The sequence below is a fragment of the Paenibacillus sp. FSL F4-0125 genome, assembly GCF_038008565.1.
Taxonomy (GTDB): domain Bacteria; phylum Bacillota; class Bacilli; order Paenibacillales; family Paenibacillaceae; genus Paenibacillus_AQ.
In genome coordinates, this window is the sequence record NZ_JBBOZJ010000001.1 from 6,074,264 (window position 1) to 6,090,726 (window position 16,463).

Annotated in this window: 10 protein-coding genes and 1 riboswitch; of the genes, 6 read left to right on the top strand and 4 right to left on the bottom strand. The window is 43.7% G+C overall.

Annotated elements, in window-relative coordinates:
- Positions 1–113 precede the first annotated feature (113 nt).
- Positions 114–323 (bottom strand): DUF2759 family protein, encoded by a 210-nt coding sequence (locus NST74_RS27170; RefSeq protein ID WP_042131279.1) that lies wholly within the window; start codon positions 321–323, stop codon positions 114–116.
- A gap of 877 nt (positions 324–1,200) precedes the next feature.
- On the opposite strand from NST74_RS27170, the gene NST74_RS27175 reads away from it, so the two are divergent.
- Entirely contained in the window at positions 1,201–2,724 is a 1,524-nt protein-coding gene (locus tag NST74_RS27175) for an acyltransferase family protein (RefSeq protein WP_341115413.1), read from the top strand.
- 1,078 nt (positions 2,725–3,802) lie between these two features.
- Here NST74_RS27175 and uvrA read toward each other — a convergent pair.
- Positions 3,803–6,676, bottom strand: a complete 2,874-nt coding sequence (uvrA, locus tag NST74_RS27180; RefSeq protein ID WP_341115414.1) for an excinuclease ABC subunit UvrA — start codon at positions 6,674–6,676, stop codon at positions 3,803–3,805.
- Between the two features lie 392 nt (positions 6,677–7,068).
- Positions 7,069–9,060 carry an excinuclease ABC subunit UvrB gene (uvrB, locus tag NST74_RS27185; RefSeq protein WP_042131282.1) on the bottom strand — a complete coding sequence of 664 codons (1,992 nt, stop codon included), beginning with the start codon at positions 9,058–9,060 and terminating at the stop codon, positions 7,069–7,071.
- Between the two features lie 277 nt (positions 9,061–9,337).
- Here uvrB and NST74_RS27190 point away from each other — a divergent pair, with 277 nt between their 5' ends.
- Together NST74_RS27190 and NST74_RS27195 are read left to right on the top strand one after the other, a co-directional pair.
- Positions 9,338–10,120 carry a flagellar motor protein gene (locus NST74_RS27190; RefSeq protein ID WP_341115415.1) on the top strand — a complete coding sequence of 261 codons (783 nt, stop codon included), beginning with the start codon at positions 9,338–9,340 and terminating at the stop codon, positions 10,118–10,120.
- Entirely contained in the window at positions 10,117–10,956 is an 840-nt protein-coding gene (locus NST74_RS27195) for a flagellar motor protein MotB (RefSeq protein WP_341115416.1), read from the top strand. Before NST74_RS27190 ends, NST74_RS27195 begins: the two co-directional genes overlap by 4 nt.
- A gap of 468 nt (positions 10,957–11,424) precedes the next feature.
- Here NST74_RS27195 and gcvH read toward each other — a convergent pair whose 3' ends face one another.
- Positions 11,425–11,817, bottom strand: a complete 393-nt coding sequence (gene gcvH, locus NST74_RS27200) for a glycine cleavage system protein GcvH (RefSeq protein WP_042131286.1) — start codon at positions 11,815–11,817, stop codon at positions 11,425–11,427.
- Positions 11,818–12,094: 277 nt separating this feature from the next.
- A riboswitch (glycine riboswitch) is annotated at positions 12,095–12,192 on the top strand.
- Between the two features lie 186 nt (positions 12,193–12,378).
- On the opposite strand from gcvH, the gene gcvT reads away from it, so the two are divergent.
- The 3 genes from gcvT to gcvPB all read left to right on the top strand — a co-directional run bounded on the left by gcvT (position 12,379) and on the right by gcvPB (position 16,407).
- Entirely contained in the window at positions 12,379–13,491 is a 1,113-nt protein-coding gene (gene gcvT, locus NST74_RS27205) for a glycine cleavage system aminomethyltransferase GcvT (RefSeq protein WP_341115418.1), read from the top strand.
- A gap of 106 nt (positions 13,492–13,597) precedes the next feature.
- Positions 13,598–14,950: an aminomethyl-transferring glycine dehydrogenase subunit GcvPA gene (gcvPA, locus tag NST74_RS27210; RefSeq protein ID WP_341115419.1), complete on the top strand. Its 1,353-nt coding sequence runs from the start codon at positions 13,598–13,600 to the stop codon at positions 14,948–14,950.
- Positions 14,947–16,407 carry an aminomethyl-transferring glycine dehydrogenase subunit GcvPB gene (gcvPB, locus tag NST74_RS27215; RefSeq protein WP_341115420.1) on the top strand — a complete coding sequence of 487 codons (1,461 nt, stop codon included), beginning with the start codon at positions 14,947–14,949 and terminating at the stop codon, positions 16,405–16,407. Before gcvPA ends, gcvPB begins: the two co-directional genes overlap by 4 nt.
- The last annotated feature ends 56 nt before the right edge of the window (positions 16,408–16,463 follow it).

Sequence of the window (16,463 nt, forward strand, 5' to 3'; positions counted from 1 at the left end):
CTCTCTGCACATGGATAAATTTTACAATATATAATTTGAAAAAAGACGCCTTCAATGCGCCCACGGCGTTAAAGGAGTCTTTTGGTGCAAAGCTGTTCAGTTTAGTTCTTTCGTTAACTTAACCAATGCATCACCATGGCATAGTCAGAGATTATAAAAACCAGCAAACTAACCGCTCCGAAACCAATGGCGAACTTGTTCTTCTGCGGAGCTCTCAGCAACCGAATGACTCCGACCAAAATTAGGATGGTGAATAAAATCATAAAAACATCAAAGGTATGAAATTTAGACGGTCCTTGCGCGGCAACTTCTGCAAGTAGCATTACCTTACCTCCTCAAAAATGTTGTCAAGCAAGATCCAGTATTCCCCATATCCTCTTCTATGTTATCGCTACCATTTGGGCGATGCAATAGGTTTTGTAGAAAAATTATGTATTTGTCGCAAAAAAAATATTTTATTCCTGTCAATCGAGGAATATGAGTGATGTTATTCATTGACGTTAGCTGTTTCGAGCATAATAGCGAATCGATTAATAATGATCTATCCTCATGAAGATGATTATTAAAAGTTAATTAGCATCCAAAAAATAAGCATTTTAAATTTCAATTAATACTTAGCGCTTCTATTTCGTACTTTTATAGATTAGGGAATCCCTCTCTAAAACCCCTAATAATCCAAGCGTTTTAATAGAGTCTCATGTCTAACTATTTTATTTATTTTTCAAGGAACCCTATCCATTAAGCATGTTTCCATTACCAACATGCTCCTCATTAAATCTTACGACGGATATATCTTATATATGCTACCTTGTCTATTATTCTTTCTTTATATGAGTCTTTTATTTCAAACTTACACTTTTTTCTAGAAATCTTGCATCAGATCAAATTATATTGAAACGTAATCCGATTGATTTTCGAATGACAACGAGCAAAAAGCTGCAGCGAATGCTGCAGCCTTTTCTTTTCAGTAGAGAAACATCCATTATGAGTAATTTCATCGCAATTCCTTGATCTTTTCTCTCATCCATGAACTCATCAATCTCTATACCCATCAGAAATTACCAATGCACTCCAATACACACTCACGAACAGTTTGGTCCTAATACGCAATAGATATTCCACCGTACTTAGTGTACATTATTTCTTGTATACTTGTAGTATAATTACTACTTTATGAATAAAGAAAAGAGGTTCTTCTTGATGTCTTCTTCATTAAAGCCAAATGAACAAAATCACAACTACTCATTACAAATACTTCGAGGCATTGCGGCGCTGATGGTCGTTATTTATCATGTCAAAGGTTATACCAACATCGTTGGAAATTACCCCGATAACTTATTCAACTACATCCCCCAGATTTTCGGGTTGGGAGCGCCACTTTTCTTTTGTATATCAGGCTACGTTATGGCAATGTTAATCGAAAGTAGTTACCCAAACTTTCTATACAAACGTTTTATGCGGATTTACCCCCCCTTCATAATTGCATCAATATTAGTAGTGTTTGCAAAAGCTTTATTTTTAGGAAACGTATCATATAACAAGTTATTCTATGCTATGACCTTATTGCCTTTAGGCATAACACCGAGCTACCCGCTTAATATAGAATGGACCATGATCTACGAAGTTTTTTTCTATATAGTTTGTTCTATATTCACACTGAAATTTTGTAAAAAGTTATTTCTCCCCTTTTTAATTATTTGGGGATTAGTAATTTTAATAGCACATAATGTCTTCGGGATTCAGACGAGTGAGTTAACTACAATTAAACTTATACCTTTTTCAACGTATAATTATTTCTTTATAACAGGTGCAATTGTTTACTATATTCACAGATTCAAAAAAAGCAATTCAATAAAAATCAACTTTACTATGATATTTTTATCCACGACCACACTATTTACTTTCTATTATATCGTATTAAAAAACTCTGTTTTGTTAATGAAATTCAATTTTTTAATCTTTGCAATACTTTTTGGAATAATAATCTATTTTGTTGTTAACCTAAAAGTAAATAAATCAAATATATGTTCGCGATCTGGGGACTACTCTTATGGTATCTATTTAATGCATGCACAAGTCCTTTACATTGTTTTGTCTATGTGGGGCAACTATTTCCCTATAAACGAATTAGCTAGTAGTTTTGCTTTAATTATTTCTCTTGTTGTAAGCTGGAATTTCGGAAAATTTGAGTATGCTCTTCATAAAAAACTTAAAAATAATAATTTCAAAATCCCTATCTTTAAAAGAGGCCAAATTATAACAGCAATCTCTGTCTGTTTATTGCTCTCTTCACTCTTCGCTGTTCAATATTTTAATAGCACAAAACCTATGGAGGATGCAGTATCTTTTGATTCCACAAACGTATTGAGTAACGAATTAAATGCCGGTTGGGTTGACAACATATCGGATTTAAGTGTAGGGATAAACCAAGACTTCACTTTATCTGGTTGGGCGATCGATCCTTTTCTCGTCACACCAGCCTCTGAGGTTATACTGGTTTCTGAAAATAGAATAATCCCAACTCAGTTAAATTGGTACGAAAGAATAGGTCTGCCTGACGTATTTAATACAAACTCCGTTTTAATGTCTGGATTTATACTGACTGCAAACTCACATTACTTTAGTAGTAATTCTATAAATAATATTGATATCTATGCAGTAACAAAAGATAATAAATACATTAAATTGCAAGTATCCTCTCCAATAAATATAAGTAAAAAATAGAACAATAGAAGAGAGACCATTCATAGTCTCTCTTCTATTGCCTTTTTACCATATTGTCCATCTACGCAATATACATCAAAGAAACAAGTATTATAGTAATCCCTCAATCAAATAATCTTTTGTAAAGATACTTCGAAAATTCCACTCCCGGGTTATCAACCAATCAGTAGTATGTATACTTATACACTACAAGAAAAATAAATGATATCCCAAAAGAAATAGCGAGAGCAACCGAATAATTTATACTCTCTATGAGAGAAGTGAATATATGGGAATAACACTAAATAAGACTAGTTATGAATTAAATATATTGAAAATGATATATTTTTCAAAAAAATACAAATGACATAGAACTAAATGTCGTCTGGACAATCTTCGAGTACAAGGAGAAAAGTACAATTAACACAGCAGCTAAAGAGTGATTAATAAGGTAGTAATCAACATTAAGAAGATTAGGGAATGGAAATTTTAAATTTTGATAATTCACGCCACTCAAAGCGTTTGTACTTTCTTGGTAGGGAATGAACCAAATGCAAGTGCTAATATTAATGTGAGTTCCAGAATATAATTATTAATATGGTATAGATAATATTGGGTTATGATTCCGTCGGTATGACCTCTCATTATCTTCTAGTCTCAGCTAGGGATCGAACAATCTGCGTCTTCCCTGTTAAACAACCAAGTGTTCTATAACCTCCCTTTCTATAAATATTTTAGTAGAAAACATAAATCAAATGGACCTTATAATTAACACAGTTCCTTCCGATGATAATATAATTCACTCCTTGCAGGAGGTCTACAAAAAGGCAGACATGTTTGAACCATAGGACATTTGTCCCTCATTCCCTAGGAAAACATCTCCGACTCAGTAGCCAATGTTCACCTCTTTACTTCGGAAACAGCCAGTTTCAATTAATCACTGTTTGACATTGGCGAGGTGGAACCATGAGATAAAAAATGACCCCTGTACAATACAGAGGTCACCTTCTACAATCTGCCTAGCTTTCTTCAAATGTCCTTAATGTAGAGTACAGTTTAAAGATGCTTTGGATACTTTCATTTAATTATCATACTTGGCTTAAGTGGTTTCCGCCGTCTCAAGCATAAGAGCTTTGGTACGCTCTGTATCACGAATCAGAACCGGCTTCAGATACTTACCTGTGTAAGACTCCGCAACGGTAATGAGTTTCTCTGGTGTTCCTGTTGCCAGCACAGTTCCGCCGCCACTGCCTCCTTCAGGTCCCATATCGATGAGATAGTCCGCGGTCTTAATAACATCCAGATTATGCTCAATGACAAGTACCGATTCTCCAGAATCCACCAAGCGATGTAATACTTCTAGTAAACGACCAATGTCATCCACATGCAGACCTGTTGTAGGCTCATCCAAAATATAGAGTGTTTTTCCGGTACTACGACGGTATAGCTCGGAAGCCAACTTCACGCGCTGCGCTTCACCACCGGATAAAGTAGTACCTGGCTGACCAATCTTAATGTAACCAAGACCAACATCCATCAGTGTTTGCATTTTACGATGAATACGAGGAATATTCACGAAGAATTCTGTAGCATCCTCTACCGTCATCTCCAACACATCAGAAATATTCTTCCCTTTATACTTCACTTCTAGTGTTTCCCGGTTATAACGCTTGCCCTTACATACTTCGCAAGGAACATAGACGTCCGGCAAGAAGTGCATCTCAATCTTGATAATTCCGTCCCCACGGCAGGCTTCACAGCGTCCACCTTTTACGTTAAAGCTAAACCGTCCTTTTTGGAACCCTCGCACTTTAGCTTCATTTGTCTTCGAGAACAGATCACGAATGTCGTCAAATACACCCGTATAGGTTGCTGGGTTAGAGCGTGGTGTACGCCCAATTGGTGATTGGTCGATTTCAATAACTTTATCGAGATTTTCCAGTCCCCGAATTTCTTTGTGCTCACCAGGTCGAACCTTCACAGCCTTATTCAATTGACGCGCCAAGCTCTTATAAAGAATCTCGTTAATCAGTGAGGATTTACCGGAACCCGATACCCCTGTTACCGCAGTAAAAACACCTAATGGAATCTTCACATTCACATTCTTCAGGTTATTCTCTTTAGCACCACGGATTTCAATCCAGCGATCATCAGTTGCGCGACGCTTAGCGGTTACCGGAATAAACTTACGACCGCTTAAATACTCACCCGTTAAGGAATTCGGATCATTCATAATTTCTTCCGGCGTCCCTTGTGCCATAACTTGTCCACCATGAATACCTGCACCGGGACCAATATCAATAATATAATCCGCTGCCATCATCGTGTCTTCGTCATGCTCTACAACAATCAGCGTATTCCCTAAGTCACGCATATGCGCAAGGGTTGAGATGAGGCGATCATTATCCCGCTGATGCAGTCCAATACTTGGTTCATCCAGAATGTACAATACACCCATTAAGCTTGAACCGATCTGAGTCGCCAACCGGATACGCTGTGCTTCACCACCAGATAGTGAGCCTGCTGCACGGCTAAGTGTCAAATAGTCCAATCCGACATTTACCAAGAACCCCAGACGATTGCAGATTTCCTTAAGAATGAGATTAGCGATAGCCGTCTCTTTCTCACTTAACTTTATATCTTCAAACCAATGCTGGCAGTCACCAATCGAGAGATCGGTAATATCCGATATGTTGCGTTCGTTAATCGTTACCGCCAAAATTTCTTTCTTCAGACGTTTACCCTTACAGACATGACAAGGCTTAGCACTCATAAATCCTTCGATAAATTCACGAATACCGTCAGATGCAGTCTCCCGGTAACGACGCTCCAGATTCGGAATAATCCCTTCAAAAGCAACCATCGCATCTTTCTTTTGTCCAAAATCATTCTCATATTTGAAGCGTACCTTCTCACTACCTGTACCATGCAGTAGTTTGTTCATATGATCAGGTGATAAACTGCTCACTGGAACGTTCTGTGGAATATTAAAGTGCTCACACACGGACTTTAGAAATTGCGGATAGTAATTGGAGGTACTTCCGGTCCAAGCTAAAAAAGCACCCTCTTCAATGGATTTTTCAGCATCAGGAATAAGCAGGTCTGGATCGACTACCATTTTCATACCAAGACCATCGCACTCCGTGCAGGCTCCGAATGGACTATTGAAAGAGAACATACGAGGTGCTAATTCTTCAATACTGAATCCACACACCGGACAAGCAAAGTTAGAGCTGAAGAGAAGCTCTTCCTGCCCGATAATATCCACAAGGATTTTACCACCCGAAAGCTTCAGGGCCGTCTCCAATGAATCTGTAAGACGTGTCTCCATATCATCTTTAACGACAATCCGGTCAACAACAACTTCGATAGTGTGTTTCTTATTCTTCTCTAACTCGATATCTTCAGAAAGATCTCGCAGTTCTCCATCCACACGTACACGTACGAAGCCTTGCTTGGAGATATCTGTGAAGAGTCCCTTATGTTCCCCTTTACGTCCTGAAATGATAGGCGCCAGGATCTGCAAACGTGTCTTCTCTGGATACTGCATAATCCGGTCTACCATTTGTTCAACAGTCTGCGAAGTAATCTCAATTCCATGCTCTGGACAATGAGGGTGACCGATCCGCGCGAAAAGCAACCGTAAATAGTCATAAATCTCAGTTACCGTACCTACTGTAGATCGCGGATTACGACTTGTTGTCTTCTGGTCAATAGAGATCGCCGGGGACAATCCGTCTATGGAATCCACATCGGGTTTCTCCATTTGACCCAGGAACTGACGAGCATAAGCGGACAAAGATTCAACATAACGCCGTTGTCCTTCGGCATAAATGGTATCAAATGCAAGCGACGACTTACCTGATCCGCTCAGTCCCGTCAGCACGACGAAACGGTCACGTGGAATCGTCACATCGATGTTTTTGAGATTGTGCGCCCTCGCGCCTTTAATTACAATATTATCGTTCGCCAACGGAACCTCTCCTTAATGAATCTAATATCAAAGCTTTATCAAAAGCGTTTTCGATCCCTCCCAAACCCTCCCTTCCAAGGGAGGGCCCCAAGGGTTGCACCCTCTGGACACCCGCATTTTTTGGTGAAGGAGGTTGGTGGGACGGGACTTAGTGACTACGGCGTTCAGATCGCTTATCCCTACAGGACCGCTTGGACGTTAGGCGCACACTAGCTAAAAGCGGAAAGTGCGAGATTACCGCAACTGCTATAACGTTGCGGAACGCTGTCCCTACGGGATGCGCTAACTACACAGGGCACTGGGATGCGCGTCCATCTATTTATTCAAAAAGAACGGCCTGGACAGCACCGTTCATTACATATTTTAAATATCGGTGATGCGTTTATCGTTTGTTACTCGGCCCGAAGCTCCAGCAATGCGTCACGCAGCTCTGCTGCGCGTTCGAATTGCAGGTTCTTCGCTGCGTCCTTCATCTCAGCTTCCAGACGCTGAATCAGACTTTGTTTCTCTTTCTTATTCATCTTGCCACCAACACCCGTAAGGTAATCCGCTTTAGACTCGGCAACCTTGGTTGCCTCAATGATGTCACGCACCTTTTTATTAATGGTGGTTGGGGTAATACCGTGTTTCTCATTATGGGCGATCTGGATGGCGCGACGACGCGATGTTTCGCTCATCGCTTTCTCCATCGAATCAGTGATTCGATCACCGTACATGATTACACGACCCTCGGAGTTCCGGGCCGCACGACCAATCGTCTGAATCAGCGAGCGTTCGGAACGAAGGAAGCCCTCTTTATCAGCATCGAGAATGGCAACCAATGATACTTCTGGTAGGTCAAGACCTTCTCTTAGCAGGTTAATCCCTACTAAAACATGGAATGTACCGAGACGAAGATCACGTAAGATCGCCATCCGCTCCAGCGTTTTGATATCAGAGTGCATGTAACGAACCTTAATTCCTATTTCCTTAAAGTAATCCGTCAGATCCTCCGACATCTTCTTCGTCAACGTGGTGACGAGTACACGTTCATCCCGTTCCACCCGTTCGCGAATTTCACTGATCAAATCATCGATCTGCCCCTCTGTAGGACGAACCTCAATGATCGGATCTAAAAGACCCGTTGGCCGGATAATCTGCTGCACCATAGTATCACAGTGTTCCATTTCATAGGGTCCAGGAGTCGCAGAAACGTATATAATTTGCTTCACCTTTTCTTCGAATTCCTCGAACTGGAGTGGACGGTTATCCAGCGCAGACGGCAACCGGAAACCATGCTCTACCAGCACCGTCTTACGCGCACGGTCACCGTTATACATCGCTCGAATCTGCGGAAGCGTTACATGGGACTCATCAATAATGATCAGCATATCATCCGGAAAATAATCCATTAATGTATACGGAGTTGCCCCAGGCTCACGGAAGGTCAGCGGTCCGGAATAGTTCTCGATCCCCGAACAGAAGCCCACTTCCTTCATCATCTCAATATCATAACGTGTTCGCTGCTCCAGACGTTGAGCTTCCAGAAGTTTACCTGCGTCACGAAGGACCGTTAAGCGATCTTCCAGCTCCTTCTCAATGTTGACCAGTGCCACTCGCATCGTTTCTTCCTTGGTAACAAAGTGAGACGCCGGAAAAATAGCGACATGATCGCGTTCCCCGATCAGTTCACCCGTCAGCACATCAATCTCAGTGATTCGCTCAATTTCATCACCGAACAATTCGACTCGAATGGCATGCTCACCCTGAGATGCCGGGAAAATCTCAACCACATCACCGCGTACACGGAAGGTTCCGCGTACAAAATTGATATCATTACGCTGGTACTGAATATCCACTAGTCTGCTCAAAATCTCATTTCGAGGCTTCTCCATCCCTACCCGCAACGACAAAAGCAAGCTTCCGTATTCCATCGGCGAACCGAGGCCGTAAATACAAGACACACTCGCCACAATAATAACGTCACGCCGTTCGAACAAGGAGCTCGTTGCGGAGTGGCGCAATTTATCAATCTCTTCATTAATACTGGAGTCTTTCTCGATATAAGTATCGGAGGAGGGAATATACGCCTCTGGTTGGTAATAGTCGTAGTAGCTGACGAAATAGTCTACCGAATTATGTGGAAAAAACTCCTTAAACTCACTCGCCAGTTGGGCAGCCAAAGTCTTGTTGTGCGCAATAACTAGCGTTGGGCGGTTTAATTTGGAAATGACTTGTGCAACGGTAAACGTCTTACCTGTACCCGTTGCGCCCAGCAGCGTCTGGTGCTTCTTGCCCTGCCGGATGCCTTGTAATAGTTCCTCTATGGCATGAGGCTGATCGCCCTGGGGTGTATACTCGGACTCCAATTCAAAAGTCTTTGTACTGACGACAATATCACTCATTTGCCCGTCTCCCCTCTATCGTCTAAACTAGATTAATATATTATAATTGTTGTCTGAATGTTCTCTCTCCATACGATGGCAAGCTAAAACGCCTTTGGCGTCTCTAAAAGACGTTAAGTGTTTGTGCGAGAATTATAAGGGTTAAAGTATAACGTGAAACTTATACTTCCTTATAATTAAAAAATATGGAAGATAAGAATATGTGTTCCCGTTCATTATACAGTGTTGATGAAATCGATGCAAACCATAATACATAGAAATGTTAGGAGCTTAAAGCATGGATATCACCTCAATAATCGGCCTATTGGCTGGACTGGCTGCGTTAATCGGCGGCTATCTCTGGGAAGGCGGAAGCCTCTCAGGACTGCTGCAGCTTAATGCAGCTTTGATTGTCTTCGGAGGTACATTTGCCGCCGTTATGATCAGTTTCCCGGCATCTAAGCTACGCTCCATCCCAACAGCACTGCGCATGGCCTTCGGCAGCAACCCTGATCGTGATGTAGAAAAAGCAGAAGAACTCATTTCAATGGCAACCGTGGCGCGTCGCGGCGGTGTGTTAATGTTAGAAAAACAAGCAGAAATACATCCAGATCCTTTTACACGCGAAGGTCTACTTCTGATTGTCGACGGCACTGACCCAGAACAGGTTAGGCAAATTCTTGAACTGGAAATGGACGCTAAGGAACTGAAGCATGAGAGCTACGCCAAAATTTTTGAAGCCGCTGGTGGGTATGCTCCTACAATGGGAATTATCGGGACGGTGATGGGTCTCATTCGTGTGCTAGGCAACCTTACAGACCCTTCAAATCTGGGCACTTCTATCGCAGTTGCATTTACCGCAACACTGTACGGTGTCGCTATCGCTAATTTAATATTTTTACCCATCGCTTCCAAAATTAAATCCCGCAGTCAAAGTGAGTTACATAGTATGGAAATGCTGCTTGTCGGCATTCTTTCTTTGCAGAACGGAGATCACCCCTTGCTCGTTCGTAAAAAATTAAACTCATTCATCTCAGACACGGACACGAATGACCGCGCAGAAACTAGAGGTCTTCTATGAGACAAAGATACCGGCGAAAGCGGCGTGTAGAGACTCGGGAAAGCCGCGACCGCTGGATGATTACTTATGCTGATCTAATTACACTTTTGCTTATATTTTTCGTTATATTGTATGCGATGAGCAGCCTGGACACGGACAAATATAATATTGTGACGGGCTCGTTATCCGAGACCTTCAAGTCTGGAAGCACTGTTCTTGACGGTGGGAATGGCATTTTAGATGCTGGGAAGACAACTGAGAGCAGACAGAACAGTGTGGACGGGAATGGTGGGAACGCAGCTGCAACTGCGAGACCGAATGATGGATCTGCTGAACAAACGGAGAACGAAGCACCTTCGGCACGTGAGCTGGCATTTCGAGAACAAGAGGCAAAGCTTGCTGAATTAATGGGTGTGATCACCCAATATGTCGAGGCAAATAATCTCGGAGAACAAATATTTGTTGCTGACAAACCACAAGGGATAGAAATCACCCTCAGTGACCGTTTTCTCTTTGATGCGGGTAAAGCTAATTTGAAATCTCCAGCCTTTCCTGCCCTTCAGCAGTTGTCTGGTTTATTCAAAGACATCGGCGCAAAGATTAGCATTGAGGGACATACCGATAATACGCCAGTATCTTCGGCTTCGCACTATAACGACAACTGGGAGCTATCAGGTGCTCGTGCGCTGTCAGTGCTGCGCTTTTTCTTAGATCATGAAGGGTTGAATCCCGACAATTTTCAATACGCGGGTTATGCTGATACCCAGCCCACAGCGGAAAACATATCAGCAGCAGGTAAGCAAAAGAACCGCCGTGTAGAGATCATTGTGCTGCGGCAGCTTCAAGAAGGTGAGTAAGTTTAGAACTAATCAATTATTGATAATTAAGCGTTAAAAATTGCAGCATAATAACAATTCAGAAACTGCTTAAAAATACTACCATAATAGAACCGCCACACTAATTACGGAAAACCTCCCTAATTATTTACTTATTATCTTATTCAGGCGCGTAATTAGGGAATTCCTCCCCGATTATTACTCTTTTTCGTCGGAAATAGTGGTTTTACCGAGATTTTTAAGGAGGAATTCCCTAAAAATCATATTTTCGCGCTAAAAACGTCTAAAATCAGGGAGGTTTTCCCTCATTTCATATCAGTAAATTTGATTCCAAGAAAATTTCCACAATTCCCAACAGAATCGAAGATCTAACGCAAAGTTATCCGATGCTCCCATAAGAAACACCAAACAGCAAGTCCCCAAATCACAGAAACTTGCTGCTACAAAAATCACACGCGATGAAATTAATATACAGTAAAAAAACCTTAATTACTCTCCTACCAATGCTCGGTATCCGGCTGCATCAAGCAAACCTTTTACAGCATCAGCATACTCTCCGTCTACTTCAATTTCAAAGATCCAACCTTCGCCATACGGCTTATCATTGATCAGCTCTGGACTTGCTTCTAATCCGTCATTAATCTTGGTAACCGTCCCAGAGACGGGTGAATACAATTCCGATACAGTCTTAACGGATTCGATACTACCTACGCTGTCACCGGCTGAAATGGCCGAGCCCACTTCTGGAAATTCCACAAATACGATATCGCCTAACAAATGCTGAGCATGATCCGTAATCCCAACACGTACTACGCGTCCTTCCACTTGCTGTGCCCACTCATGCTCTTCGCTGTAAAGAAGGTTATCTAAAACTTCACTCATTTCAAGCCGCCTCATTTCCAAATTGGAATTCTAAATTTAGTTATAGCCTAAGTGATCCCAGAGCATAATGTCAATATTACTAACAGTAAAATAAATTTGTCGTTTTTTTGACTTTTTCTTGTTGACAGCGCCCTCCTATACCCGTTTAATGGAGACATACAAGAAGAAACAACGATGTCGTCTTTTTATAGACGATAACCGTTTCTCGAAGAAATATAAGGATAATGTATAATGTGAAACATATACTTTCTTATATTTGAAACAAATACAGTTGCGGATGATGGCATAGGGAGAGACTGTCTCACTTGAAGACGGCGCCGAAGGAGTAAACCCTAACAGGGTGAATCTCTCAGGCAAAAGGACCTTTGTCGGACGTATCTCTGGAGAGCATCAGACGCAGGGCGAAGGTGCGTCAGGTCACCAACGGGGAAACTTGCAGGTTAGTTACGCAGGGTAACTCTCAGGTACAAAGGACAGAGCAGAAAGCGATTAGTGCATTTATGCATGATTGCTTCTGCCTGTCCTTTTTTCGTATGTAATCAGATCAAGGGGAGTGACGACATGGATGCTTTGAAAAGAACGCCTTTTTATGATCTCTATTCCGCTTATGCGGAATCCAGATGCATTGATTTTGGCGGCTGGGAGCTGCCAGTACAATTTACAGGTATCGTGAAGGAGCATGAAGCCGTTCGCCAGCAGGCTGGACTGTTCGATGTATCGCATATGGGTGAATTCATGGTGATCGGGAGCGGTGCAGAAGCCTTTTTGCAAAAGATGACGACTAACGATGTCAGCCGCCTCACCGATGGTTCGGCACAATATACGCTGCTCTGTTATCCAAACGGCGGAGTTGTAGACGATTTACTCGTGTATCGACTAAGCGAAGGTCGTTATATGCTCGTCGTTAATGCCTCCAACATCGATAAGGACTTTCAGTGGCTGAATGAGCACCTGACCTCTGAATTCGGTGAAGTCACACTCACTAATGTCTCCGATGAGACGCTTTTACTTGCCTTGCAAGGTCCGCTGGCAGAGACTATACTCGCGGAAGTTACTGATACTCCTATCTCAGCCCTCAAGACTTTCCACTTCATCGAACACGCTACCGTCTGCGGTGTAGAAGTATTGATCTCCCGTACAGGTTATACCGGTGAAGATGGCTTCGAAATCTACGCTTCGCTGGATGGTGCAGGAGCGTTATGGAACGGGCTTCTTGCTGCGGGTGCTCCTCATGGATTAACACCTGCTGGCCTGGGCGCACGGGATACCCTGCGTTTTGAAGCGAAATTGCCGCTGTACGGTCAGGAACTCTCAGCTGATATCACGCCGCTTGAAGCAGGATTGCAGTTCTTCGTGAAACTAGACAAAGCAGACTTCATCGGTCGTGATGCGTTAGTGCAGCAAAAAGAAGCCGGTCTTCCCCGCCGCCTTGTCGGCCTAGAGATGATTGATCGAGGTATTCCGCGCTCCCATTACCCCGTCTATGCAGACGGCGTTAAAATCGGAGAGGTCACAACCGGAACACAATCGCCAACGTTGAAGCGTAACTTGGGATTAGCTCTGCTTGATACAGCTTATAGTGAAATAGGTACAGAGGTTTACGTAGAGATCCGCGGCAAACAGCTTAAGGCTGTCGTGATTAAGGCCCCTTTTTACAAGTATAAACGCCTTTAGCGTCCATATAAGGACGGTGAGCTTTTAAGCGAGAAATAGAAGGATAAAGTATAGCCTGAAAATTCTACTGTCTTATATTTTAAAAAAGCCAAGGAGTGAAACCTTAATGAAGCACCGTTATCTGCCCATGACTGCACAGGACCGCGAAGAGATGATGGAAGCCGTCGGGATTCAGTCCATAGATGAGCTGTTCTCCGATATTCCTGAAGCCGTCCGTTTTCAAGGCACTATGCCGATGTCTGAACCACTCGATGAATACGCCCTGCTTCGTCACATGAAAGGTCTGGCTGACCGAAATGCCGACTTTGATTCTCACGCCAGCTTCCTCGGCGCCGGATTATATGACCATCACATCCCTGTGGTGATCAACCATGTCATTTCCCGTTCTGAATTCTACACTGCCTACACTCCTTATCAACCGGAGATCAGCCAAGGTGAGCTGCAAGCGATCTTCGAATTCCAATCCTATATTTGTGAACTAACCGGTATGAAAGTAGCTAATGCCAGTATGTATGATGGCGCAACCGCATTATCCGAAGCAGCAGTCCTCGCAGCTGGTGCTACCAAACGTAAAAAAATAATCGTCTCCCGCACCGTTCATCCTGAAGCACGTCAAGTACTACGCACATCGGCTAATGCCTGGGGTCTTGAAGTGGTAGAGATTGACTATAAAGACGGAGTTACCGATCAGGCGATGCTTGCTGAAGCCATTGATGGAGATACCGCAGCAGTACTGATGCAATCGCCTAACTTCTTTGGCTGCATCGAAGACCTAAGCTCTGTTGAGCCGCTAATCCATGCGGTTAAAGGATTGTTCGTCGTCAGTGCAAATCCGATTGCTCTTGGCGTACTTGAAACACCGGGTAAGCTTGGAGCCGACATCGTAGTCGGTGATGCTCAGCCACTCGGTATTCCAGCCTCCCTCGGTGGTCCAACTTGTGGATTCTTCGCCGTAGCGGAACATTTGATGCGCCGTATGCCGGGCCGTATCGTCGGTCAAACCGTTGACCGTAACGGTAAACGCGGCTTCGTTCTGACACTTCAAGCTCGCGAACAGCATATTCGCCGTGAAAAAGCGACATCGAACATTTGCTCCAATCAGGCGCTGCTAGCTCTTTGCGCGTCCGTCTATTTGTCCGTTATGGGCAAAGAAGGTATGCGTGAAGTTGGCGAGTTGAACATTCGCAAAAGCCATTACGCCGCTAATAAACTTAGTGGACTAACAGGTACTGAGCTTACCTTCTCCTCCCCATTCTTTAACGAGTTTGTCGTGAAGCTTCCTGAAGGAAGCAGCGTGAGCGCAATTAATTCCAAGCTGCTGAAGGAAGGTTATCTCGGCGGTTATGATCTGGGCCGTGATTATCCCGAACTTTCTGGACAAATGCTGATATCCGTTACGGAAAAAAGAAGCAAAAACGAAATCGATCAATTCGCTAGCGCACTGGAGGGCTGTTTATGAAACCGGAGCAAAGTCTAATTTTTGAATTAAGTCGTCCCGGCCGTTCGGCCTATTCCTTGCCACTTTGCGATGTGCCGCAGGAAGAGAGCATTGAAACGCTCATTCCGCAAAACCTGCTACGTAGTGAACCCGTCGTACTCCCAGAAGTATCGGAAGTGGATGTCATTCGCCACTACACTTCGCTTTCACGCCGTAACTTCGGTGTAGACAATGGCTTCTATCCGCTAGGTTCGTGTACGATGAAATACAATCCGAAGATTAACGAAGATGTTGCCCGCATCGTAGGCCTAGCTAAAATCCACCCGTACCAACCGGAAGAAAGTATTCAGGGTGCACTGGAATTAATGTATACCCTCCAAAATGACTTGTCCGCATTAACCGGCATGGATGCTGTATCTTTACAGCCAGCCGCAGGTGCGCATGGTGAATGGACCGGTCTCATGATGATCCGCGCCTACCATGAAAGCCGCGGCGAGAGCCGCACGAAGGTTATTGTGCCGGACTCCTCGCATGGCACCAACCCTGCTAGTGCTTCAGCAGCAGGACTTGAAACGATTACGATCCCTTCCACGGATAAAGGGATGGTTGATCTTGAAGCACTGAAAGCAGCGGTCGGCATCGACACAGCCGCTCTGATGCTGACTAACCCAAGCACACTCGGCTTGTTCGAGACCCAAATCGTCGAGATCGCTGAGATCGTGCATGAAGCAGGCGGCTTACTCTATTACGATGGAGCCAACTCCAACGCTATTATGGGCATCACCCGTCCAGGTGACATGGGCTTTGACGTTGTGCATTTGAACTTGCATAAGACAATGAGTACCCCGCATGGCGGCGGCGGCCCTGGAGCCGGTCCTGTAGGTGTAAAATCCATTCTGATTCCGTTCCTACCACAACCAACTGTGGTGAAAAACGAAGATAGCAGCTTCTCACTCGACTTCGGCGGACCTGAATCCATTGGACGCGTGAAAGCTTTTTACGGAAACTTTGGTATTCTCGTTCGTGCCTACGCCTATATCCGTACCTATGGTCCAGACGGACTGCGTGAGGTATCGGAAAATGCTGTGCTGAATGCGAACTATATGATGCATCGCCTGGCGCCATATTTTGAAATCCCATATCCGGGTGTATGTAAGCATGAATTCGTAATGTCCGGCAAAAATCTCAAGCAATATGGCGTTCGCACCTTGGATGTTGCCAAACGGTTACTCGACTTCGGCTACCACCCGCCAACCGTGTACTTCCCATTGACGGTAGAGGAATGCATGATGATCGAACCGACGGAAACCGAAAGCAAAGAAACGCTCGATGGCTTCATCGATACGATGATCCAGATCGTGAAAGAAGCGCAGGAGACACCGGAGATCGTAATCAACGCACCGCATACCACAGAGATCAGCCGATTGGATGAGACACAGGCAGCTCGTAAACCGGTATTAAATTGTTCTTGCGGTTAAGTTCTCTATATTAACAAGTAACAATAAACAAGGCTAAAGCCTGGTGTTTAACACCG